Annotated in this window: 19 protein-coding genes and 1 pseudogene; 13 read left to right on the forward strand and 7 right to left on the reverse strand. The window is 68.6% G+C overall.

Features of this window, described 5'->3' with window-relative positions; genetic code table 11:
• Window positions 1-546, reverse strand: a pseudogene (locus tag A7D27_RS28230) (signal recognition particle-docking protein FtsY); the annotation flags it as partial.
• Between the two features lie 141 nt (window positions 547-687).
• Between A7D27_RS28230 and A7D27_RS00010 the strand changes: the two are divergent.
• The 4 genes from A7D27_RS00010 to A7D27_RS00025 are packed head-to-tail and all read left to right on the forward strand — an operon-like array spanning window position 688 to window position 5093.
• On the forward strand, window positions 688-2043 hold the full coding sequence (locus A7D27_RS00010) for a pitrilysin family protein (protein ID WP_069563757.1): 1356 nt from the start codon (window positions 688-690) through the stop codon (window positions 2041-2043).
• Window positions 2036-3517: a pitrilysin family protein gene (locus tag A7D27_RS00015; RefSeq protein ID WP_069563758.1), complete on the forward strand. Its 1482-nt coding sequence runs from the start codon at window positions 2036-2038 to the stop codon at window positions 3515-3517. The genes A7D27_RS00010 and A7D27_RS00015 overlap by 8 nt, the downstream gene beginning before the upstream one ends.
• Window positions 3517-4113 carry a 16S rRNA (guanine(966)-N(2))-methyltransferase RsmD gene (rsmD, locus tag A7D27_RS00020; protein WP_069563759.1) on the forward strand — a complete coding sequence of 199 codons (597 nt, stop codon included), beginning with the start codon at window positions 3517-3519 and terminating at the stop codon, window positions 4111-4113. Before A7D27_RS00015 ends, rsmD begins: the two co-directional genes overlap by 1 nt.
• Window positions 4110-5093, forward strand: coding sequence for a hydrolase (locus tag A7D27_RS00025; RefSeq protein ID WP_069563760.1), 984 nt, complete (start codon window positions 4110-4112; stop codon window positions 5091-5093). The genes rsmD and A7D27_RS00025 overlap by 4 nt, the downstream gene beginning before the upstream one ends.
• Before the next feature lie 21 nt (window positions 5094-5114).
• Here the strand turns inward: A7D27_RS00025 and A7D27_RS00030 are convergent, their stop codons facing one another.
• Window positions 5115-5786, reverse strand: coding sequence for a TetR/AcrR family transcriptional regulator (locus A7D27_RS00030; RefSeq protein WP_069559218.1), 672 nt, complete (start codon window positions 5784-5786; stop codon window positions 5115-5117).
• Between the two features lie 201 nt (window positions 5787-5987).
• Between A7D27_RS00030 and A7D27_RS00035 the strand changes: the two genes are divergently transcribed.
• The 6 genes from A7D27_RS00035 to ggt all read left to right on the forward strand — a co-directional run bounded on the left by A7D27_RS00035 (window position 5988) and on the right by ggt (window position 12360).
• Complete coding sequence (locus tag A7D27_RS00035) at window positions 5988-7418, forward strand: coniferyl aldehyde dehydrogenase (RefSeq protein ID WP_069563761.1); 1431 nt, start codon at window positions 5988-5990, stop codon at window positions 7416-7418.
• A gap of 33 nt (window positions 7419-7451) precedes the next feature.
• Entirely contained in the window at window positions 7452-7997 is a 546-nt protein-coding gene (locus A7D27_RS00040) for a twin-arginine translocation pathway signal protein (protein WP_069559219.1), read from the forward strand.
• A 70-nt stretch (window positions 7998-8067) separates the two neighbouring features.
• Window positions 8068-9663, forward strand: coding sequence for a GMC family oxidoreductase (locus A7D27_RS00045; protein WP_069559220.1), 1596 nt, complete (start codon window positions 8068-8070; stop codon window positions 9661-9663).
• 130 nt (window positions 9664-9793) lie between these two features.
• Window positions 9794-10273 (forward strand): pantetheine-phosphate adenylyltransferase, encoded by a 480-nt coding sequence (coaD, locus tag A7D27_RS00050; RefSeq protein ID WP_044403635.1) that lies wholly within the window; start codon window positions 9794-9796, stop codon window positions 10271-10273.
• Window positions 10274-10375: 102 nt separating this feature from the next.
• A complete protein-coding gene (locus tag A7D27_RS00055) occupies window positions 10376-10627 on the forward strand; it encodes a YfhL family 4Fe-4S dicluster ferredoxin (protein ID WP_044403636.1) in 252 nt (83 codons plus the stop codon).
• Between the two features lie 5 nt (window positions 10628-10632).
• Window positions 10633-12360, forward strand: coding sequence for a gamma-glutamyltransferase (gene ggt / locus A7D27_RS00060; RefSeq protein WP_069563762.1), 1728 nt, complete (start codon window positions 10633-10635; stop codon window positions 12358-12360).
• Here the strand turns inward: ggt and A7D27_RS00065 are convergent.
• From A7D27_RS00065 to A7D27_RS00085, 5 genes are all read right to left on the reverse strand, one after another.
• Window positions 12344-14182 carry a Na/Pi cotransporter family protein gene (locus tag A7D27_RS00065; RefSeq protein ID WP_069563763.1) on the reverse strand — a complete coding sequence of 613 codons (1839 nt, stop codon included), beginning with the start codon at window positions 14180-14182 and terminating at the stop codon, window positions 12344-12346. The two genes, ggt and A7D27_RS00065, sit on opposite strands and share 17 nt — an antisense overlap.
• A gap of 114 nt (window positions 14183-14296) precedes the next feature.
• Window positions 14297-14638, reverse strand: coding sequence for a multidrug transporter (locus tag A7D27_RS00070; RefSeq protein WP_069559223.1), 342 nt, complete (start codon window positions 14636-14638; stop codon window positions 14297-14299).
• Between the two features lie 81 nt (window positions 14639-14719).
• Window positions 14720-15298 (reverse strand): lysophospholipid acyltransferase family protein, encoded by a 579-nt coding sequence (locus A7D27_RS00075; protein ID WP_044403642.1) that lies wholly within the window; start codon window positions 15296-15298, stop codon window positions 14720-14722.
• A 45-nt stretch (window positions 15299-15343) separates the two neighbouring features.
• Entirely contained in the window at window positions 15344-16156 is an 813-nt protein-coding gene (gene mutM, locus A7D27_RS00080) for a bifunctional DNA-formamidopyrimidine glycosylase/DNA-(apurinic or apyrimidinic site) lyase (protein ID WP_069563764.1), read from the reverse strand.
• A 30-nt stretch (window positions 16157-16186) separates the two neighbouring features.
• Window positions 16187-16999 carry an HDOD domain-containing protein gene (locus A7D27_RS00085; RefSeq protein ID WP_165664898.1) on the reverse strand — a complete coding sequence of 271 codons (813 nt, stop codon included), beginning with the start codon at window positions 16997-16999 and terminating at the stop codon, window positions 16187-16189.
• A 367-nt stretch (window positions 17000-17366) separates the two neighbouring features.
• On the opposite strand from A7D27_RS00085, the gene A7D27_RS00090 reads away from it, so the two are divergent.
• The 3 genes from A7D27_RS00090 to ilvD all read left to right on the forward strand — a co-directional run bounded on the left by A7D27_RS00090 (window position 17367) and on the right by ilvD (window position 21443).
• Window positions 17367-18563 (forward strand): class I SAM-dependent rRNA methyltransferase, encoded by a 1197-nt coding sequence (locus A7D27_RS00090; RefSeq protein ID WP_069563765.1) that lies wholly within the window; start codon window positions 17367-17369, stop codon window positions 18561-18563.
• Window positions 18564-18565: 2 nt separating this feature from the next.
• Window positions 18566-19384 (forward strand): alpha/beta fold hydrolase, encoded by an 819-nt coding sequence (locus tag A7D27_RS00095; protein WP_069563766.1) that lies wholly within the window; start codon window positions 18566-18568, stop codon window positions 19382-19384.
• A gap of 217 nt (window positions 19385-19601) precedes the next feature.
• Entirely contained in the window at window positions 19602-21443 is a 1842-nt protein-coding gene (gene ilvD / locus A7D27_RS00100; protein WP_069563767.1) for a dihydroxy-acid dehydratase, read from the forward strand.
• Window positions 21444-21678: the final 235 nt, after the last annotated feature.

Genomic DNA, 21678 nt, shown 5'->3' on the forward strand with positions numbered 1-21678 from the left:
GAAGAAGCCGGCGCGGGCCGCCTCGGGGACCACCGGTGCAACCGCCTCGGGGACGGCCTCGGCCACGGGCTGAGCCTCGGCAGCCGGAACGACCGCCGCCACCTCGGGCAGCGGTTCCACCGGCACGGCAACCGGCGCCGGCGAGGGCGCCACGGCGGGGACCTCTGCAACGGGCTGCTCGGCCTGGGCCACGACGGGCTCGACCGGCGCAACCGGTTCGACGGGCACTGTCGGCTCGGCGGGGGCGACCACTTCCGGTGCAGGTGCAGGTGCAGGTGCAGGTGCAGGTGCAGGTGCAGGTGCAGGTGCAACAGGCTCGGGGATGATGGGCGCGGGCGCAACCGACTCGGGCTGAGCGGCGCTCACCGGCTCGGGCGCCAGAGCGGGTGTCGGAACCTCGGCGGTTTCGACAGCCGGTGCGGCTTCAGGGGTGGGCTCAGGCTGCGCCGATGCCGCGTCCTGGGACTTGCGGCGGAACCAGCCGAACAGGGATTTCTTCTCGGCCGACTCGGCCGGCGTCTTCTTGTCGTCGTTGGAACCAAACATGGGTAGCTTGCATCTCAAGGAGCGGCCGCTGCGGGCCTGGCCCGACAGCTTGGCCGCGCCGGAAAAGGATGGAGTATCCTAGCACCTCTTCGCCCGCAGGCGGTACGCCCAGCGGGCCCGTCGGACAGGTCCCCAGTATTGATGAAAGCAATCACCCGCCAGGCCACCGGCCTGCTGCTCGGCAGCCTGTTGCTGCCCATGGCGGCCTTCGCCGCCGAGACCCAACCCACCCATGAATACACCCTCGAAAACGGCCTGAAAGTCATCGTCAGAGAAGACCACAGGGCCCCCGTGGTGGTTTCACAACTTTGGTACAAGGTCGGTTCCAGCTACGAGACGCCCGGGCAGACCGGCCTCTCCCACGCCCTCGAACACATGATGTTCAAGGGCAGCAGCAAGCTTGGCCCCGGCGAGGCATCCCTCGTCCTGCGCGACCTCGGCGCGGAGGAGAACGCCTTCACCAGCGACGACTACACCGCCTACTACCAGGTACTGGCCAAGGACCGCCTCGGTGTGGCCTTCGAGCTGGAGGCCGACCGCATGGCCAGCCTCCGCCTGCCGCCCGAGGAGTTCCAGCGCGAGATCGAGGTGATCAAGGAAGAGCGCCGCCTGCGCACCGACGATCGCCCCGGCGCCAAGGCCTTCGAACGCTTCAAGGCCATGGCCTACCCGGCCAGCGGCTACCACACCCCCACCATCGGCTGGATGGCCGACCTCGAACGCATGAAGGTCGAGGAGCTGCGCCACTGGTACGAAGCCTGGTACGTGCCCAACAACGCCACCCTGGTAGTGGTGGGCGACGTCACCGGTGAGGAGGTCAAGGCCCTGGCCCAGCGCTGGTTCGGCGCCATCCCCGCGCGCCCGGTGCCGCCGGCGAAGCAGCCCCTGGAGCTGCCTGCCCCTGGCGAGCGGCGCCTCGTCCTTCATGTGAAAACCCAGTTACCCAGCCTGATGATGGCCTTCAACGTGCCCAGCCTGGCCACCGCCAAGGACGCCCGCCAGGTACACGCCCTGCGCCTGGCCTCGGCCCTGCTGGACGGTGGCTACAGCGCGCGCCTGCCCAGCCACCTGGAGCGCGGCGAAGAACTGGTGAGCGGTGCCTCCGCCAGCTACGACGGCTACAGCCGGGGCGACAGCCTGTTCACCCTCAGCGCCACCCCCAACACCCAGAAGGGTAAGACCCTGGAGCAGGCCGAAGCCGGCCTCTGGCGTGAGCTGGAGGCCCTCAAGCAGACGCCGCCCAGCGAAGACGAACTCCAGCGCGTGCGCGCACAGGTCATCGCCGGCCTGGTCTACGAGCGTGACTCCATCACCAGCCAGGCCACCACCATCGGCCAGTTGGAGACCGTCGGCCTGTCCTGGCGCCTGATGGACCAGGACCTCGCCGCCCTGGAAGCCGTCACCCCGGCGGATATCCAGGCCGCTGCCCGCACCTTCTTCACCCGCGACCGCCTCAGCGTCGCCCACGTACTGCCCGAGGAACCCCGCCATGAGTGAGCGCAACGGCCTGCGTTACGGCCTGCTCGGCCTGGCCCTGATCGCCCTGCTGGGCGTGCTCGTCCTGATCGTCAACCGCCCCCGGGAGGCCGTGGCCGCCACCGAGGCGAGCGACGCCCCCAAGCTGGCCTCCATCGCCGAACTCGACGGCAAGGCCCCGGCCAGCCGCAAGCTGGACATCCAGCAGTGGGAAACCGCCGAAGGCGCTCGCGTGCTGTTCGTCGCCGCCCCCGAGCTGCCGATGTTCGACCTGCGCCTGACCTTCGCCGCCGGCAGCAGCCAGGACGGTGACACCCCCGGCCTGGCCACCCTGACCAACGCCATGCTCAACGAAGGCGTGAAGGGCAAGGACGTCACCGCCATCGCCCAGGGCTTCGAAGGCCTGGGTGCGGACTTCAGCAACGGCGCCTACCGCGACATGGCCATCGCCGGCCTGCGCAGCCTCACCGACCCGACCCAGCGCGAGCCGGCCCTGGAGCTGTTCACCCAGGTGGTGGGCGCGCCGACCTTCCCCGAGGACTCCCTGGCCCGCATCAAGAACCAGATGCTCGCCGGCTTCGAGTACCAGAAGCAGAACCCCGGCAAGCTCGCCGGTCTCGCCCTGTTCGAGAAGCTTTACGGCCAGCACCCCTACGCCCACCCCAGCGAAGGCGACGCGAAGAGCGTGCCGGGCATCACCGTTGCCCAGCTCAAGGCCTTCCACCAGAAGGGCTACGCCGCCGGCAACGTGGTGATCGCCCTGGTCGGCGACCTGTCCCGCGAGGAAGCCGAGGCCATCGCCAACCGCGTTTCCCAGGCACTGCCCAAGGGCCCGCGCCTGGCCAGGACCGAGGCGCCCAAGGTGCCGGAGCCCGGCACCACCCACATCGAATTCCCCTCGGCGCAGACCCACCTGCTGCTGGCCCAGCTCGGCATCGACCGCGCCGAACCGGACTATGCCGCGCTCTACCTGGGCAACCAGATCCTCGGCGGTGGCGGCTTCGGCACCCGCCTGATGGAAGAAGTGCGGGAGAAGCGCGGCCTCACCTACGGCGTCAGCTCCGGCTTCACCGCCATGCAGGTGCAGGGCCCGTTCATGATCGGCCTGCAGACCCGCGCCGAACTCAGCGACGGCACCCTCAAGCTGGTCAAGGACATCGTCCGCGACTACCTGGCCCAGGGCCCGACCCAGAAGGAGCTGGACGACGCCAAGCGCGAGCTGGCCGGCAGCTTCCCGCTGTCCACCGCCAGCAACGCCGACATCGTCGGCCAACTGGGCGCCATCGGCTTCTACGGCCTGCCGCTGACCTACCTGGAAGACTTCATGAAGCAGGTCCAGGGCCTCAGCGTCGAGCAGGTGAAGGCGGCCATGGCCCGCCACCTCGACCCGGACCGTTTCATCATCGTCACCGCCGGCCCCACGGTTCCCCAGAAGGAACTGCCGGCACCGACCGAGAAGCGCTTCAAACCCAGCTTTGGCATTCCGGAGCACTGATGGCCATACGATCCCCGAAGAAGCCCCCGGCCCATGGCGGCCAGGGCCAGCTGCGCATCATCGGCGGCGAGTGGCGTTCGCGCCGCTTCGCCTTCCCCGACGGCCCCGGCCTGCGTCCGACGCCTGATCGGGTCCGCGAGACGCTGTTCAACTGGCTCGCCCCCCATATAGCGGGCGCGCGGGTGCTGGACCCCTTCACCGGGAGCGGCGCGCTCTACCTGGAAGCGCTCTCCCGTGGCGCCCGCGAAGCCCTGGCGCTGGACCTCAACCCCGACTCGGTGGCCGCCCTGCGCAGCACCCTGGACACCCTGCGCTGCGGCACCGGCCAACTGCTGCAGGCCGACGCCCTGCGCTACCTGGCCAACCAGGCCGCGACGCCCTACGACCTGGTGTTCCTCGACCCGCCGTTCAACCTCGGCCTGCTGCAACCGGTGTGTACGTTGCTGGAAGAGCGCGGCTGGCTGGCCAACGACGCCTGGGTGTACACCGAAAGCGAAGCCGCACCGTCCTCACTCGGCCTGCCCGGCAACTGGCGACTGCACCGGGAGAAGAAGACCGGCAACGTCCACTACGCCCTCTGGCACCGCACCGCGTGAACGACTTCCGCCCCGCCTGGTGGCTGCCCGGCCCGCACCTGCAGACGCTGTGGTCGCCCTTCTTCCGCAACCCGCCCCAATTGGAGCGCCAGCGCGAGCGCCTGTGGCTGGAGGATGGCGACTTCATCGACCTGGACTGGTACGGCCCCCATGACGCCCATGCCCCGCTGGTGCTGGTGCTGCACGGGTTGACCGGCTCGTCCAGCTCGCTCTACGTGCTCGGCCTGCAGCAGCGCCTGGCGCAGCAGGGCTGGGCCAGCGTGGCGATCAACTGGCGCGGCTGCTCCGGCGAGCCCAACCTGCTGCCCCGGGGCTACCACTCCGGCGCCAGCGAGGACCTGGCCGCCACCGTCGAACACCTGCGCCGCACCCGCCCCCTGGCGCCGCTCCATGCGGTGGGCTACTCCCTGGGCGGCAACGTGCTGCTGAAGTACCTGGGGGAATCCGGCGAGGCCTGCCCGCTGCAAGGTGCGGTGGCGGTGTCGGTGCCGTTCCGCCTGGACCAGTGCGCCGACCGCATCGGCCTGGGCTTCTCCAGGGTCTACCAGCGGCACTTCATGCGCGAGATGGTTGCCTACGTGCGCGACAAGCAGCGCCTGTTCGCCCACCAGGGCATGGCCGACCGCCTGTCGGTGCTGGAGCAGCTCGGCCCGCTGGACGGCCTGCGCACCTTCTGGGACTTCGACGGGCGCATCACCGCGCCGCTGCACGGCTACGCCGATGCCGACGACTACTACCGGCGCGCCTCCAGCCGCTTCTTCCTCGGTGCCATCCAGGTGCCGACGCTGCTGATCCAGTCGGCGGACGACCCCTTCGTGTTCCGCCACAGCGTGCCGGAGGCCCACGAGCTGTCCGCCAGCACCCGACTGGAGCTGCACGACAAAGGAGGTCATGTGGGCTTCATCGGCGGTTCGCCGCGCCAGCCCGACTACTACCTGGAACGGCGCATCCCCGCCTGGCTGGCCGCGCTGCCGCGCTGACAGGCCTGCGCCAGGCCAACGTCAGGCCAGCGGCGGCACCACCTGCTCCAGCGGCACGAACAAGCGGGTCTGGAGCGTCGCCACGGCCTCCCGGCAGCCTTCGGTGACGTAGCCCGCCTCCAGCGCCAGCACCTGGTAGATGCCGCGCATCAGCAGGCGCTGGTCCAGGTCGCCCGGGGCGCTGCGGGTGGTGCAGAGAAAGCGCACCCAGGAGGTCATGATGATCCAGCTGTTCAGCGCCAGCGCCTCGATCTGCGCCGCATCCATGCGCAGAATCCCCACCTCGACGAAGCCCCGGTAGATCGCCTGGGCATGCCCCAGGCAGCGCTGGGCGAACACCCGGTAGCGCGCCGCCAGATCGTCATCGGACTCCAGCAGGTGCTCCAGGTCGCGGTGCAGGAAGCGGTAGTGCCACATGGCCGCCAGCAGCGCCTCCAGGTAGAAGGTCTTGTCGTCCATGTTCAGCGGGCGGTCCTGGGGCAGGCGCAGGAAGGTATCTACCCGCGCCTCGTACTCGGCGAACAGCTCCGCGATGATCATCTGCTTGTTGCGGAAGTGGTAGTACAGGTTGCCCGGTGACATCCCCAGGTGGGCGGCGATGTGGTTGGTGGTGACCGTCCGCTCGCCCTGGGCGTTGAACAGCTCCAGGCTGCTCTGCACGATGCGTTCGCGGGTCTTGATGCGTGGGGCCATGGGCGGGTCGGTCTCACAGGCGCCAAAAAGGTGGCCGAGGGTAACAAAACTACCCAGAGGCCGTGAATCGGCGCCCCGGGGGCGGGCAGCCCAACTTTTCGTTTGGTAGGCAAGCGTCAGCCGGCCGCGTCATGCTATTTGACACTCTAGAGCAATTACTCTAGAAATCGGCATGTCCAACAATAACGAAGAGGTGCCGCCATGGTCGCCGATGTCGCCTACCTGCAGCAGACCCAGCAGCAGATCAGTCAGCTGGAAGAACTGTTCGCCCGCCAACGTGCCGCCTATGGCAACCACCCGATGCCCAGCGCCGAGCAGCGCATGCAGTGGCTGCAGTCACTGCGCGACCTGATCTTCAACGAGCAGGACGCCCTGATCCGCGCCGTCAGCCAGGATTTCAGCAACCGCTCGGCGGACGAGACCCTGCTGGCCGAGATCATGCCCAGCCTGCACGGCATCCACTACGCCCGCCGCCGCATCCGCCGCTGGATGAAGCCCTCCCGCCGCGCCGTCGGCCTGGCCTTCCAGCCCGCCTCCGCCAAGGTGGTCTACCAGCCCCTGGGCGTGGTCGGCGTGATCGTGCCGTGGAACTACCCGCTGTTCCTCGCCATCGGCCCGCTGGTGGGTGCGCTGGCCGCCGGCAACCGGGTGATGATCAAGATGAGCGAATCCACCCCGGCCACCTCCCAGCTGTTCAAGGAACTGATGGCGCGCATCTTCCCCGAGGACCAGGTCGCCGTGGTGCTGGGCGAGGCCGACGTGGGCGTCGCCTTCTCCAAGCTGCCCTTCGACCACCTGCTGTTCACCGGCGCCACCAGCATCGGCCGCCAGGTGATGCGCGCCGCCGCCGAGAACCTCACCCCAGTGACCCTGGAGCTGGGCGGCAAGTCGCCGGCCATCGTCTCCGCCGGCGTCCCCCTGGCGGACGCCGCCGAGCGCATCGCCTTCGGCAAGACCATGAACGCCGGCCAGACCTGCGTCGCCCCCGACTACGTGCTGGTCCCGCGGGACCGCGTGCAGGGCTTCATCGACGCCTACCGCGAGGCGGTCAACCGCTTCTACCCGAAGCTGGCGGACAACCCCGACTACACCGCCATCATCAACGAGCGCCAGCTGCAGCGCCTGAAGGGCTACCTGCAGGACGCCGAAGCCAAGGGCGCGCGGCTCATCCCGCTGTTCCCCGGCGACCAGGCCCGCCGCCTGGCCCACACCCTGGTGCTGGACGTGAACGACGACATGAAGCTGATGCAGGACGAGATCTTCGGCCCGCTGCTGCCGGTGGTGCCCTACGACCGCCTCGACGATGCCCTCGCCTACGTCAACCAGCGCCCGCGCCCGCTGGCCCTCTACTACTTCGGCTACGACAAGCGCGAGCAGCAGCACGTGCTGGAACAGACCCACTCCGGCGGCGTCTGCCTGAACGACACCCTGCTGCACGTCGCCCAGGACGACATGCCCTTCGGCGGCATCGGCCCGTCCGGCATGGGCCACTACCACGGTCATGAAGGCTTCCTCACCTTCAGCAAGGCCAAGGCGGTGTTCGCCAAGCAGCGCTTTAACGCCGCCCGGATGATCTACCCGCCTTACGGCAAAGCCATCCAGAAACTGGTCTACAAGCTGTTCGTTCGCTAAACCTGCAAGGGATTTGACGGGGTCATAACAACAATGACAGACACCACCCTCCAAGCGCCGGGGCTTACCCGGCGCGGCCTGCTGAAAGTCGGCCTCGTCGGCGGCGCATTCCTCGCCACCGCCGGGGTCACCGCCACCCTCACCGGCTGCTCCGCCTCAACACCGGCCAACGGCATGGTCGTGCTGCGGGACTCCGACCTGCCCTGCCTGAAGGCGCTGATCCCGGTGATGCTCGCCGGCGCCGTCGCCGCCGAGCAGATGCCCCAGGCCGTCGCCGGCACCCTCCAGAGCCTGGACAACGCCCTGGCCCACCTCTCCCCGGAGATGCTCAAGCTCACCGTGCAGCTGTTCGACGTGCTCGCCCTGCCCATCACACGGGGCCCGCTCACCGGCATCTGGGGCAGCTGGGAGAACGCCAGCGCCGACGACGTGCGCAACTTCCTCTCGCGCTGGCAGAACAGCTTCATCGGCCTGCTGAAGATGGGGCACGCCTCCCTGCTGCAGCTGGTGATGATGGCCTGGTACAGCCGGCAGGAAGCCTGGGCGCACTGCGGCTACCCCGGTCCGCCGACCGTCTGAGCGCCGCTACCACAACAAGAACCCCGCGCCCCGACCGCCAGGCCGGCCGGCGCGACCGAGGATTGAGCTGATGCCCGTACCTGATCTGTTCGCCGAGGGCCTGGCCCGCGGCTGGAAAACCCACAACGGCTCCCGCCTGGAGCAGGACCTGACCCTGGAAGCCGACGTCGCCATCGTCGGCAGCGGCGCCGGTGGCGGCACCACCGCCGAGATCCTCAGCGCCGCCGGCTACAAGGTGCTGATCATCGAAGAAGGCCCGCTGAAGACCAGCAGCGACTTCAAGATGCAGGAAGCCGAGGCCTACCCCTCCCTCTACCAGGAAGGCATCGGCCGCATGTCCAAGGACGGCGCCGTCACCATCATGCAAGGCCGTGCCGTCGGCGGCACCACCCTGGTGAACTGGACCTCCAGCTTCCGCACCCCCGAGCCGACCCTGGAACACTGGGCCAAGGAGCACGGCGTCAAAGGGCACAGCCCGGCCGAGATGGCCCCCTGGTTCGAGAAGATGGAACAGCGCCTGGGCGTCGCGCCCTGGGCCATCCCGCCGAACGCCAACAACGACGTGCTGCGCCAGGGCTGCGAGAAGCTCGGCCTGCACTGGAAGGTCATCCCGCGCAACGTGCGCGGCTGCTGGAACCTCGGCTACTGCGGCATGGGCTGCCCGACCAACGCCAAGCAGTCGATGCTGGTCACCACCATCCCCGCCACCCTCGACAAGGGCGGCGAGCTGCTCTACCTGGCCCGCGCCCAGCGCCTGCTGATCCAGGGCGACACGGTCACCGGCATCGAATGCCAGGCCATGGACGAGCGCTGCGTCGCCCCCACCGGCCGCACCATCACCGTCAAGGCCCGCCACTACGTGCTGGCCGGCGGCGGCATCAACACCCCCGGCCTGCTGCTGCGCTCCGACGCCCCCGACCCCCACGGCCGCACCGGCAAGCGCACCTTCCTGCACCTGGTGAACTTCTCCGCCGCGCAGTTCGACCAGGTCATCAACCCGTTCTACGGCGCGCCGCAGTCCATCTACTCCGACCACTACCAGTGGGACGACGGCACCACCGGGCGCATGTCCTACAAGCTCGAAGTGCCGCCGCTACAACCGGCGCTCACCGCCACCCTGCTCGGCCGCTTCGGCGAGGACAACGCCCTGCGCATGGAGCAGTTGCCCCACACCAACGTGATGCTGGCGTTGCTGCGCGACGGCTTCCACCCGGAGAGCGCCGAAGGCACCGTGGAGCTGCGCGGCGACGGCAGCCCGGTGCTCGACTACCGCCTCACCGACTACACCTGGGACGGCCTGCGCCGGGCCTTCCACACCATGGCCGAGATCCAGTTCGCCGCCGGCGCCAAGGCCGTGCTGCCGCTGCACGCCGACGCCGACTACGTGAAGACCCCGGCCGAAGCCCGCGAACTGATCGACCGCCTGCCCCTGGAGCTGTACCGCACCCGCCTGGGCAGCGCCCACGTCATGGGCGGCTGCGCCATGGGCGAAGACCCGAAGCAGGCCGTCACCGACAGCCTCGGACGCCACCACCAGTTGGAGAACCTGTCGATCCACGACGGCTCGCTGTTCCCCACCAGCATCGGCGCCAACCCTCAGCTGTCGGTCTACGGCCTCACCGCCCAGCTCTCCACCGAGCTGGCCAAGCGCCTGGGCAAGGCCTGACGCCCCCGGGCCCGCGCCCGGCGGGCCCGGCATCCGACGGACCACATGAACCACACCTGTGCGCCTTTGCCGCTGGGTGCGGCCTGCGCTACCATCCGACTCCCTTACGGACCCACCCCAGGACGTAGCGATGAACCGAGTGCTGTATCCGGGCACCTTCGACCCGATTACCAAGGGCCATGCCGATCTGATCGAGCGTGCTTCCCGCCTGTTCGACACCGTGATCATCGCGGTCGCCGCCAGCCCCAAGAAGAACCCCCTGTTCTCCCTGGAGCAGCGCGTCGGGCTGGCCAAGGAAGTCACCAAGCACCTGCCCAACGTCGAAGTGGTGGGCTTCTCCACCCTGCTGGCGCACTTCGTCAAGGAACAGAACGCCAACGTGTTCCTCCGTGGTCTGCGCGCCGTCTCCGACTTCGAGTACGAATTCCAGCTGGCCAACATGAACCGCCAGCTCGCCCCGGACGTGGAAAGCATGTTCCTCACCCCGTCCGAGAAGTACTCCTTCATCTCCTCCACCCTGGTGCGCGAAATCGCGGCCCTGGGCGGCGACATCAGCAAGTTCGTCCACCCCGCCGTGGCCGACGCCCTGGCCGAGCGCTTCAAGCGCTGACCGCCGGCCGGCGCGCACAGGTGGTGCGCCGGCCCCCGCATTCCGGCACAATTCCGCTCCTGTTCCGATAGACCGCCGTGTTTGGACGGCTGGAGTTGTTCCATGTCCCTCAAGATCACCGACGATTGCATCAACTGCGACGTCTGCGAACCCGAGTGCCCCAACGGCGCCATCTCCCAGGGTGAAGAGATCTACGTCATCGACCCCAACCTCTGCACCGAGTGCGTCGGCCACTACGACGAACCGCAGTGTCAGCAGGTCTGCCCGGTGGACTGCATTCCCCTCGACGACGCCAACGTCGAAAGCCGCGACGAGCTGATGGCCAAGTACCTCAAGCTCACCGGCAAGGCCTGACCGGCATGGGCAGCCCGGTGCTCGGCAGGCCCTGGCAGCGGAGGCTGATCGCGGCCCTGGCCCTGCTGGCCAGCAGCGCCCTCCAGGCTGCCGCCCCACAACGCGCCGCCGTCGCCAGCGCCCAGCCCGCCGCCACCGTTGCCGGCCTGGAAACCCTGGCCCTGGGCGGCAATGCCTTCGACGCCGCCGTCGCCATAAGCGCCGCCCTGGCAGTCACAGAGCCCCATGGCTCGGGCCTCGGCGGCGGCGGGTTCTTCCTGCTGCGCAAGGGTGGCGCCAAGCCCGAATACCTGTTCCTCGACGCCCGCGAACGCGCGCCCCTGGCCGCCCGCCCCGACCTTTACGTGCGCGACGGCAAGGTGCAGCCGCAGCTGTCCATCAACGGGCCGCTGGCCGCTGCCATTCCCGGCCTGCCCGCCGCCCTGGCGGACCTGGCCGGCCACCATGGCCGCCTGCCCCTGGCCGACAGCCTGGCTCCGGCGATCCGCCTGGCAAAGGACGGCATCTCCGTGGACCGGATGTACATCGAACGCGCCGGTTTCCGCGTCGCCGCCATGCGCGACGACCCCGAGACCGCGCGCATCTTCCTCGACCCCAAGGGCCAGGTGCCCGAAGAATTCAGCCTGCTGCGCCAGCCGGAGCTGGCACGGACCCTGGAGCGCCTGGCGCGCTACGGCAAGGCCGGCTTCTACGCCGGCGAGACTGCCGAGAAGCTGGTGGCCGGTGTGCGCAAGGCCGGCGGCATCTGGACCCTGAAGGACCTGGACAGCTACCGCGTGGTGGAACGCCAGCCGCTGCGCTACCCCCTGGCCGATGGCCGCGAACTGATCGGCGCACCGCCACCCTCCGCCGGTGGCGTGGCCCTGGCCCAGAGCCTGGCGATGCTGCAGCAGTTGCCCTGGCGCGACGGTGGCCGCCTGCAACGCACCCACTACGTAGTCGAGGCGCTGCGCCGCGCCTACCGCGACCGGGGCCTGCTGGGCGACCCGGACTTCGTCCGCAACCCGCTGGACAACCTGCTGGCACCGGCCTACCTCAAGCAGCTCGCCGCCGGCATCGACCCACACCGGGCCACCCCCAGCGCCAGCCTGCCGCCCGCGCCCGCCTGGCGCGAGGGCGACCATACCACCCACTTCGTGGTCATCGACCAGGACGGCAACGCGGTGGCCGCCACCCTCTCGGTGAACCTGCCCTTCGGCGCCGCCTTCGTGCCGCCCGGCACCGGTGTGCTGCTCAACAACGAGATGGACGACTTCGCCGCCGATCCCAACGGCGCCAATGCCTACGGCCTGGCCGGCAGCCAGGCCAACGCCGTGGCCGCCGGCAAGCGCCCGCTGTCGAGCATGAGCCCCACCTTCATCGAGAGCGACGCGCAGTTCACCGCCTTCGGCACCCCCGGCGGCAGCCGCATCCCCAGCATGGTGCTGCTGTCGATCCTCGAATACCTCGACGACCAGCCCGTGAACCGCTGGGCAGCCGCGCCGCGCTACCACCACCAGTACCTGCCGGACGTGATCGAGCATGAGCCGGACACCTTCAGCGCTGCCGAGAAGGCCGAGCTGCAGACCCGTGGCTACAGCCTCAAGCAGGTGAACCGCCGCTACGGCAACCAGCAGGTGCTGCTCTGGGACAAGCGCGGCGGGCAGATCGAGGTGGCCAGCGACCCAAGGGGCGTGGGCCTGGCGGAAACTCTGTCACCCCGGGCACCTGAGGCGGTCAGCGGAGCTCGATGAGGCTCCCCTCGCCCTCGTCTTCGAGCGTGCGCATCACGCTGAACAGCCCCTGCCCCTGACCGATCATCAGCACGTTGCGCAGGCTCTGGATGATGCGGCTGGCATAGCCCAGGTCGTTCATCAGCGAGCTGGTCTGCAAGCCATCCAGTTGCCCCGCACGCACCGCCGCGAACAGGTGTTCGCGGAAGGCCCCGTCGAAGGCTGCCGCTTGCTCGTCCAGCCACTCCAGGTGCTGGTTCCAGACCTCCTCGGGCAGCTCCGAACGCCCCAGCTCACGCACCTTCTGCAAGGCGCCCAGCAGGTGCCGGCGCAGGTCCAGGTAGGCATCACGTACCGCCGAGGGGCCTTCGCCGAGGTAGCGGCCAAGATTCTTCTGCAGGTGCTTGGCGTCCTTCACCGCATCCACCAGTTGCAGGGCCGCCACCTGGCAGCTCAGCCAGAGACGCTGGTGGGGTTCGTCCAACTGCACTTCCAGGCGCCCCATGAAACTCAGCAGGTCGCCGTAGACGCCCTTCACATGGCGCTGGTAGAGCGCCTCGGCATCCAGGTGCAGGCGCTCAGGGATGATCTGCAAGGCGTCCTCGTCCGGGTGCGAGCGGTTGAGTTGGTCCACCGGCAGGTAGAGCGCATGGCAGATCACCTCCAGGCTCAGTCGCCCCAGGTGGCGCAGCTCCTGCAGCACGGCACTGCAGGCCGCCTCGGAGGAGTCCAGCGCCCGGGCGCTCAGGTAGCGCGCAGTGGTGCGCTCCGGCTCCACCGGTCCGGTCGCCAGCTCGGTGATCAGCACCTGGGGCTCCTCGCGATCCGGCAGCCAACGCACCAGAGCGCCGGCCAGGCGTTGCTGCCAGGGCCAGAACAGGGCTACGCCCAGGGCGTTGAACAGGGTGTGGAACATCGCCAGCTGGATCAGCGCATTGCCTTCCAGGCCCACCGGCTCGGCCAGGGCCCGCACCAGCCAGGTCAGCGGCGAAAGCAGGGCGAAGGCCACCACCGCGCTCACCAGGTTGAACAGCACGTGGGCCAGGGCCAGTCGCTGGCCGCTACGGTTGCCCCCAAGGGAGCCAACGAAGGCCGTGGTGACGCTGCTGCCGACATTGGAGCCGATGGCGATCGCCAGGCTCTGGCCCAGCTCCAATTGGCCACCGGCGAGCGCCGCGAGGGTCAGCATCAGCGCCGCATGGCTGGACTGCAGCACCACGGTCACCAACATCCCCACCGCCATGAACAGCAGGCTACCGAGCACGCCATCGACCCGCAGCCCGGTCATGTCGAAGCCGTCGCCGAAGGTGGAGAAACCCTCCTTGATCTGATCGATGCCGAGGAAGACGAAGGCGATACCCAGCACGATGCGCCCGGCGGCCTTGCTGCGCGGGCCGATGAACCCGGCCAGCACCCCGAACACCAGCAACGGCAGGGCCAGCGGCGAGAGGCTGAGGTTCTGCCCGGCCATGGCCAGCAGCCAGATGCCGCTGGTGGCGCCGAGGTTGGCGCCGAAGAGGATGGCGATGCCGCCGGCCAACTGGATCAGCCCGGTGCTGATGAAAGCGATGGTGAGCAGCGCCACCAGGGTGCTCGACTGCAGCAACAGCGTGCCGCCCACGCCGAACATCAGCCCCTTGAAGGGCGTCGCGGTGCTGCGGGCCAGCACCTGCTCCAGCTTGCCGCCGGCCAGCTGCCGCAGCCCGTCCTCCAGGCACTGCATGCCGAACAGGAACAGTGCCAGCCCGGCGCACAACTGCAGCCAGCCCGGGCTGTACCAGAAGCTCGCCGCCAATCCGGCCGCCCCCAGCACCAGCAGCGCGATCAGTTGCCCACCCTTCATTCACATCCCCCATCCCTGGCGAAGCCGGTCCCGTGACGGCCCCAATGCAAACGGCCCCTTGCCCGTTAGCGGGCAAGGGGCCGTGGACGGCCTGACGGCCGCAGCCGAAACGGATCAGTCCTTCTGGTAGCCGCTGCTGGTGCAGCCCAGGCAACGGACGAAGGCCTCGCGACCCGGCTCCACCACCAGTGCCTTGCCGGCGGCGCCCACATTACCGCCCAGGGCGCTGAACGGCAGGCTGACCACGAACAGGCCGGCACCGATGGCCGTGGCGCCGATCAGCAGCGGACGGGCGATGAGCAGGTCACCGGCCATGGCAAAACCGGACGGAGCACTGACGGTGTAGGTGGGGTCGCCGCTGACATTCTGCTGCTGCACCGTCTCGGCCTGCGCCGGGAGCGCCATGAGGCCGGTGGTCAGCGCCAGGACGGCAGCGGAAGTGCGAAACAGGTTCATGATGCAATCCTTCGGCTATTTGTAGGAGTAATCGTGCGGCTAACTATAACAGCGCCGTTTGCCTTGTCAGCGTGACGGCCATCAATCGCCGTTAAAAGCGTAGTCGGGATTCTTCGGCACATAGGGGCGGTAGAACGCCAGCAACTGGCGCAGATCGGCCTCCTCGTTCCCGGTGGGCTGGAACGGCGCACCGATGACGATGCGCCGGTGCTGGAAGTCCAGGGCCGCCGGCACGATGGGCACGCCGGCCCCGCAGGCGATGTGGTAGAAGCCGCTCTTCCAGCGTTCTACCTTGCGCCGCGTGCCCTCCGGCGACAGCACCAGGATGAACTGGCGGTGTTCGGCGAAGGCCTCGATCGCCTGCTCCACGGTGTTGAGCTTCAGGTGCCGGCGGATGGGAATGCCGCCCCAGTAGCGCATCAGCGCGCCGAAGGGCCAGCGGAAGATGCTGTGCTTGCCGAACCAGCGGGCGTTCAACCGCAGGATGAACTTGGCAGCGATGAACAGCACGAAATCCCAGTTGGATGTGTGGTGGGCGCCGATCACCACGAACTTGTCGAGGGGCGGAAGCTGCCCCTCGATGCGCCAGCCCATGAGCCGGAAGACGGCATGGCCGAGTGCCTCCGCAAGCGCATTGCGGGGCAGGTAGTTGCCGGACATCGTTCACCTCTTGTTCTTGTTCTCGGCAGGTGTCGGTAGCAGCCCCTAGCGCTGGCAGCGGGGGCAGTAGACGCTGGCGCGCTGGCCCAGCCTGACCTCCCGCAGGGTGGAGCCGCAGACCTTGCAGAAGTCCCCGCCACGCCCGTAGGCGAACAGCTCCTGCTGGAAGTAGCCGGGCTGGCCATCGCCGCCGACGAAGTCCCGCAGCGTGGTGCCGCCGCGCTCGATGGCATTGGCGAGGATGCGCTTGATCTCCCCGGCGAGCTTCAGGTAGCGGGCGCGGGACACGCTGCCGGCCTCCCGGCGCGGGTCGATGCCGGCGGCGAACAGCGCCTCGGTGGCGTAGATGTTGCCCACGCCCACCACTACCGCGTTGTCCATGATGAAGGGCTTCACCGCCATGCTGCGTCCGCGGGACAGGCTGAACAGCCGCTCGCCATCGAAGGCATCGGTCAGCGGCTCGGGCCCCAGGTTGCGCAGCAGCTCGTGCCCGTGTGGATCGAGGCTCCAGAGCAGCGCCCCGAAGCGGCGCGGGTCGGTGTAGCGCAGCGCCAGGCCCGACTCCAGCTCGATGTCCACGTGCTCGTGGCGCGCGGCCTCCAGCCCGGCTTCCACCAGGCGCAGGCTGCCGGACATGCCCAGGTGGCTGATCAGCGTTCCCGCCTCGGCCTGCAGCAGCAGGTACTTCGCCCGCCGCTCGACGGCGACGAAGCGCTGCCCGGACAGGCGCACGTCCAGGTCCTCGGGAATCGGCCAGCGCAGGCGGCGCTCACGCACGACGACGCGACTCACGCGCTGCCCTTCGAGGTAGGGAGCGATGCCCCGCCGCGTGGTTTCGACTTCGGGTAGTTCAGGCATGTGGATCTCGGCAGACAGCGGGGAGGGCGCTCAGTTGGCGCCCAGTTCGCGGATGTTTTCCTTGAGGTTGTCGAAGTCGTAGTCGGAGAGACCGACGTAGTCGAGCACCAGCCGGTGGATGCTGTGCCACTCGTGGTCGTCCGCCTGGCCTCCCAGGACCAGGTGCGACGAGCAGATGTGCTCGGACATCTTCAGGATCGCCAGCAGCGTCTTCAGCGGCGCGTCGCGACCGGAGTCGTCGCTGAAGATCGCCAGGGCGTTGTGGTGGTTGGCGATGGCCTCGCACAGGTGCTCCGGCAAGCGCCAGGAACGCGCGGTGAAGTAGCCCACCACCGCGTGGTTGGTGTTCAGCAGGCGGTTCTCGGTGTCGACGATGCGGCGCTCGTCGCAGGCGCTGGCGTAGGCCTCCTCCAGCACCACCATGTAGTCCGGGAAGCGCTTGAGCATCAGCGGGATGCCGCAGTTGTGGAACAGCCCCAGCGCGTAGGCTTCGTCCGCCTGCTGGTAGCCGATGCGCTTGGCCAGGGTCAGGCAGGTCATGGCCACGTCCTGGGCGGTGTCCCAGAAGCGGTTGAGGGTGACGATGGTCTCGTCGCTCATCTCGCCCTTGATCGACTGCGCGTTGATCAGGTTGATCACCGTGTTGCAGCCCAGCAGGTTCACCGCCTGCTGGATCGAGGCGATGCGATTGGTCAGCCCGTAGAACGGCGAGTTGACGATCTTCAGCAGCGCCCCGGAAAGCCCCGGGTCGTGACTGATGAGCTTGGCGATGGTGCGCAGGTCCGGGTTGGGCATGACCTGTTCCATCTGCAGGTCCACCATGATCTGCGGCTGCGGCGGCACGCTGATCCCCTGGAGGAAGTGGCGGATCTGTTCGGCGGAGAGTTCTTGGGCCATGACAACGGAGACCAAGGGTGGGTAATTCGGGACGACAGTCTAACTCTAGCCGGCGATGGCCAGAACACTCCTTTGAGCTGAACTTTCCGTCGGCACCACGGCTCGGAACCTGCATGCCCCCAACACGGACAGGAGGCAGCATGAACCCCTCGATCAAGGGCAAGCGCGTGGCGCTGCAGGTTACCGACGACACCCAACAGGTAGAACTGACCGGCCCCCGCCAGGCCCTGGCCGCCTGAGCCGACGCCCGCCGGTAGCAGGCTCGGCGGGCGCCTTCGGGTATACTTCCGCTCTTTTTTCCGGAGAGCGACCCATGTCCCTGCCCAGCCTGCGCCTCAAAGCCAATGCCGATCGACGCCTGCGCGCCGGCCACCTGTGGGTCTACAGCAACGAGGTGGACGTGGTCGCCACCCCGCTGAACGCCTTCCAGCCAGGCGACCAGGCCATCCTCGAAGCCGCCGGCGGCAAGCCGCTGGGCGTGGTCGCCCTGAGCCCGAACAACCTGATCTGCGCCCGCCTGGTCTCCCGCGACGTCAAGCACGTGCTGGACAAGTCCCTGCTGGTGCACCGCCTCAACGTCGCCCTGAGCCTGCGCGAGCGCCTGTTCGACAAGCCCTTCTACCGCCTGGTCTACGGCGACTCCGACCTGCTCCCCGGCCTGGTGGTGGACCGCTTCGGCGACCACCTGGTGGTGCAACTGGCCTCCGCCGCCATGGAGCGCAACAAGGACGCCGTGCTGGATGCCCTGGTGCAGGTGCTCAAACCCCGTGGCGTGCTGTGGAAGAACGACTCCGCCGCCCGTGATGCCGAAGGCCTGGAGCGCTACGTGGACACCGCCTTTGGCATGGTGCCCGAGTGGGTCGCCCTGGAAGAGAACGGCGTGAAGTTCGAAGCCCCGGTGCTGGAAGGCCAGAAGACCGGCTGGTTCTACGACCACCGCATGAACCGCGCCCGCCTGGCCCCCTACGTGGAAGGCAAGCGCGTGCTCGACCTGTTCAGCTACATCGGCGGCTGGGGCGTGCAGGCCGCGGCCTTCGGCGCCAGTGAAGTGTTCTGCGTCGACGCCTCCGGCTTCGCCCTCGACGGCGTCGAGCGCAACGCCACCCTCAACGGCGTGGCCGAGAAGATCACCTGCGTGGAAGGCGACGTGTTCGAAGCCCTCAAGGAGCTGAAGGCCGCCGAAGAGCGCTTCGACGTGGTGGTGGCCGACCCGCCGGCCTTCATCAAGCGCAAGAAGGACCTGAAGAACGGCGAGGCCGCCTACCGCCGCCTCAACGAACAGGCCATGCGCCTGCTGAACAAGGACGGCATCCTGGTCAGCGCCTCCTGCTCCATGCACCTGCCCGAGGACGACCTGCAGAACATCCTGCTCGGCAGCGCCCGTCACCTGGACCGCAACATCCAGCTGCTGGAGCGCGGCGGCCAGGGCCCGGACCACCCGGTTCACCCGGCCATCGCCGAGACCCGCTACATCAAGAGCCTCACCGTCCGCCTGCTGCCCAACAGCTGAGCATGAGCGCCCCGCAGGTCCGGGCCTTCGGCAGCGCCGACGGCCCCCTGGCCCTGTACTTCCACGGCACCCCGGGCTGCGCCCGGGAGGCCTGCTGGCTGGAGGCCGCCGCCCAGCGCTACGGTATCCACCTGCTCGCCCTTGACCGCGCCAGCCTGGCACCGGGCCGGACCGGGCACGACTACCTCCACACCCTGATCGACTGGGCGGCCAACACCCTGGACGGGCAACCCGCCAGCCTGGTGGGCTTCTCCATCGGCGCGCACCTCGCCTTGCGCGTCGCCGCGGCATTGCCCGGTGCTGACCTGCAGTGCCTGCTGGTCTCCACTGCCGCACCGCTGGAATGGCCACAGAGCTGGGACGGCATGGGCGCCGGACGCCACACCTTCCGCCTCGCCCAGCGCCACCCCGAACGCCTGGCACGGATCACCCGCGTGCAATGCGCATTGGCCCGGCACGCCCCGGGGCTGCTGGCACGCCTGCTGTTCCAGGGCGTCGGCCGTGCCGAGCGCCACCTCGCCCGGGAACAGCGCCCCCGGTTGAAGGCCGTGCTTGAAGGCGCCCTGGCCGAAGGACCAAGCGCCTACCTGCGGGATGTGCAGCTTTACTGCCAGCCCTGGGCCGATGAGCTGGACAACCTGGCGGCACCCGTCAGCCTCTGGCACGGCGAGGACGACCGCTGGGCGCCACCGGGCATGGCCCGAGGGCTGGTGCAGCACCTGCGTGCCGCCACCCTGCGCTGGCAGCCCGGCCTCGGCCACTACGGCACGTTGCTGCACAGTGCCGACGCGCTGATGCAGGCCTGTCACCGGCAGCCCTGAGCACCGGTCGCGCCGGCCTTCCGCCCAGCGCCTGCCTGGGATTAGAATCCCGATTCCCCTGCCACACCCTCAGGCGGGCCAGTGAGCCCCGGCCGAGCGCACGGTGATCCCGCAGCGCCCTCACGCCATCTCCGGACACGACGGGTACATCCCCTCTCCACCGGCACCTTCACGCTCACGACACGACCATTACCTGATCAGCCTGCAGGACATCGAAATGCCCGATTACCGCTCGAAGACCTCCACCCACGGCCGCAACATGGCCGGCGCCCGCGCCCTCTGGCGCGCCACCGGGATGAAGGACGAAGACTTCAAGAAACCGATCATCGCCATCGCCAACTCCTTCACCCAGTTCGTGCCCGGCCACGTGCACCTGAAGGACCTGGGCCAACTGGTCGCCCGCGAGATCGAGAAGCACGGCGGTGTGGCCAAGGAATTCAACACCATCGCCGTGGACGACGGCATCGCCATGGGCCACGACGGCATGCTCTATTCCCTGCCGAGCCGCGAGATCATCGCCGACTCCGTGGAGTACATGGTCAACGCCCACTGCGCCGACGCCATCGTCTGCATCAGCAACTGCGACAAGATCACCCCCGGCATGCTGATGGCTGCCCTGCGCCTCAACATCCCCGTGGTGTTCGTTTCCGGCGGCCCGATGGAAGCCGGCAAGACCAAGCTGGCCAACCACGGCCTGGACCTGGTGGACGCCATGGTGGTGGCCGCCGACGACTCCTGCTCCGACGAGAAGGTCGCCGAGTACGAGCGCAGCGCCTGCCCCACCTGCGGCTCCTGCTCCGGCATGTTCACCGCCAACTCCATGAACTGCCTGACCGAGGCCCTGGGCCTGTCGCTGCCGGGCAACGGCTCCACCCTGGCCACCCACAGCGACCGCGAGCAACTGTTCCTGCGTGCCGGCCGCCTGGCCGTCGAGCTGTGCCAGCGCTACTACGGCGAAGGCGACGCCTCCGTGCTGCCGCGCAACGTCGCCAGCTTCAAGGCGTTCGAGAACGCCATGACCCTGGACATCGCCATGGGCGGCTCCACCAACACCATCCTGCACCTGCTGGCTGCCGCCCAGGAGGCGGAAGTGGCCTTCGACCTGCGCGACATCGATCGCCTGTCGCGCAAGGTGCCGCAACTGTGCAAGGTGGCGCCGAACATCCAGAAGTACCACATGGAAGACGTGCACCGTGCCGGCGGCATCTTCAGCATCCTCGGCGAGCTGGCCCGTGGCGGCCTGCTGCACACCGACGTGCCCACCGTGCACAGCCCGAGCATGGCCGACGCCATCGCCCAGTGGGACATCACCCAGACCGACGACGAAGCCGTGCACACCTTCTTCAAGGCAGGCCCGGCCGGCATCCCGACCCAGGTCGCCTTCAGCCAGAGCACCCGCTGGGACAGCCTGGACGACGACCGCGCCAACGGCTGCATCCGCTCCGTCGAGCACGCCTATTCCCAGGAGGGCGGCCTGGCCGTGCTCTACGGCAACATCGCCCTGGACGGCTGCGTGGTGAAGACCGCCGGCGTGGACGAATCCATCCACGTGTTCGAAGGCACCGCGAAGATCTTCGAAAGCCAGGACGGCGCCGTGAAGGGCATCCTCGCTGACGAAGTGAAGCCAGGCGACATCGTCATCATCCGCTACGAAGGCCCGAAAGGCGGCCCGGGCATGCAGGAAATGCTGTACCCCACCAGCTACCTGAAGTCCAAGGGCCTGGGCAAGCAATGCGCCCTGCTCACCGACGGCCGCTTCTCCGGCGGCACCTCGGGCCTGTCCATCGGCCACGCCTCTCCAGAAGCCGCCGCCGGTGGCGCCATCGGCCTGGTGAAGGACGGCGACAAGGTGCTGATCGACATCCCCAACCGCAGCATCAACCTGCTGGTGTCCGATGAAGAGCTGGCCGCCCGCCGCGTCGAGCAGGACAAGAAAGGCTGGAAACCCGCGCAGCCCCGCGCCCGCAAGGTCTCCACCGCCCTCAAGGCCTACGCCCTGCTGGCCACCAGTGCCGACAAGGGCGCCGTGCGCAACAAGGCGATGCTGGACGACGTCTGAGTCCCCCGCTAACGAAGGAGCCCGGCCTTGTGCCGGGCTTTTTGTTGGGCGCCTTTCGGTGGCATCGATGGGTGGATGGAAAGAGCGCCATCCACCCCTGTAGGGGCGACTTCAGTCGCCAAGGGCCGCGCAGCGGCCCTATGCCCGGCCGGAAGCGGGCCAATGAATTCGCCCCTACACAGCCGCGTCCGCAGCAGCCGGTTCGCGAGCAGAGCTCGCTCCTACTCCACCGTCA

The organism is Pseudomonas sp. 1D4 (assembly GCF_001728925.1).
GTDB classification, from domain to species: Bacteria; Pseudomonadota; Gammaproteobacteria; order Pseudomonadales; family Pseudomonadaceae; genus Metapseudomonas; species Metapseudomonas otitidis.

Excerpts from the sequence above, each read along its gene's own strand:
- A7D27_RS00010 (WP_069563757.1), top strand. The coding sequence starts at position 688 with ATGAAAGCAATCACCCGCCAGGCCACCGGCCTGCTGCTCGGCAGCCTG.
- A7D27_RS00015 (WP_069563758.1), top strand. The coding sequence starts at position 2,036 with ATGAGTGAGCGCAACGGCCTGCGTTACGGCCTGCTCGGCCTGGCCCTG.
- rsmD (WP_069563759.1), top strand. The coding sequence starts at position 3,517 with ATGGCCATACGATCCCCGAAGAAGCCCCCGGCCCATGGCGGCCAGGGC.
- A7D27_RS00030 (WP_069559218.1), bottom strand. The coding sequence starts at position 5,786 with ATGGCCCCACGCATCAAGACCCGCGAACGCATCGTGCAGAGCAGCCTG.
- A7D27_RS00035 (WP_069563761.1), top strand. The coding sequence starts at position 5,988 with ATGGTCGCCGATGTCGCCTACCTGCAGCAGACCCAGCAGCAGATCAGT.
- A7D27_RS00040 (WP_069559219.1), top strand. The coding sequence starts at position 7,452 with ATGACAGACACCACCCTCCAAGCGCCGGGGCTTACCCGGCGCGGCCTG.
- A7D27_RS00045 (WP_069559220.1), top strand. The coding sequence starts at position 8,068 with ATGCCCGTACCTGATCTGTTCGCCGAGGGCCTGGCCCGCGGCTGGAAA.
- coaD (WP_044403635.1), top strand. The coding sequence starts at position 9,794 with ATGAACCGAGTGCTGTATCCGGGCACCTTCGACCCGATTACCAAGGGC.
- A7D27_RS00055 (WP_044403636.1), top strand. The coding sequence starts at position 10,376 with ATGTCCCTCAAGATCACCGACGATTGCATCAACTGCGACGTCTGCGAA.
- ggt (WP_069563762.1), top strand. The coding sequence starts at position 10,633 with ATGGGCAGCCCGGTGCTCGGCAGGCCCTGGCAGCGGAGGCTGATCGCG.
- A7D27_RS00065 (WP_069563763.1), bottom strand. The coding sequence starts at position 14,182 with ATGAAGGGTGGGCAACTGATCGCGCTGCTGGTGCTGGGGGCGGCCGGA.
- A7D27_RS00070 (WP_069559223.1), bottom strand. The coding sequence starts at position 14,638 with ATGAACCTGTTTCGCACTTCCGCTGCCGTCCTGGCGCTGACCACCGGC.
- A7D27_RS00075 (WP_044403642.1), bottom strand. The coding sequence starts at position 15,298 with ATGTCCGGCAACTACCTGCCCCGCAATGCGCTTGCGGAGGCACTCGGC.
- mutM (WP_069563764.1), bottom strand. The coding sequence starts at position 16,156 with ATGCCTGAACTACCCGAAGTCGAAACCACGCGGCGGGGCATCGCTCCC.
- A7D27_RS00090 (WP_069563765.1), top strand. The coding sequence starts at position 17,367 with ATGTCCCTGCCCAGCCTGCGCCTCAAAGCCAATGCCGATCGACGCCTG.
- A7D27_RS00095 (WP_069563766.1), top strand. The coding sequence starts at position 18,566 with ATGAGCGCCCCGCAGGTCCGGGCCTTCGGCAGCGCCGACGGCCCCCTG.
- ilvD (WP_069563767.1), top strand. The coding sequence starts at position 19,602 with ATGCCCGATTACCGCTCGAAGACCTCCACCCACGGCCGCAACATGGCC.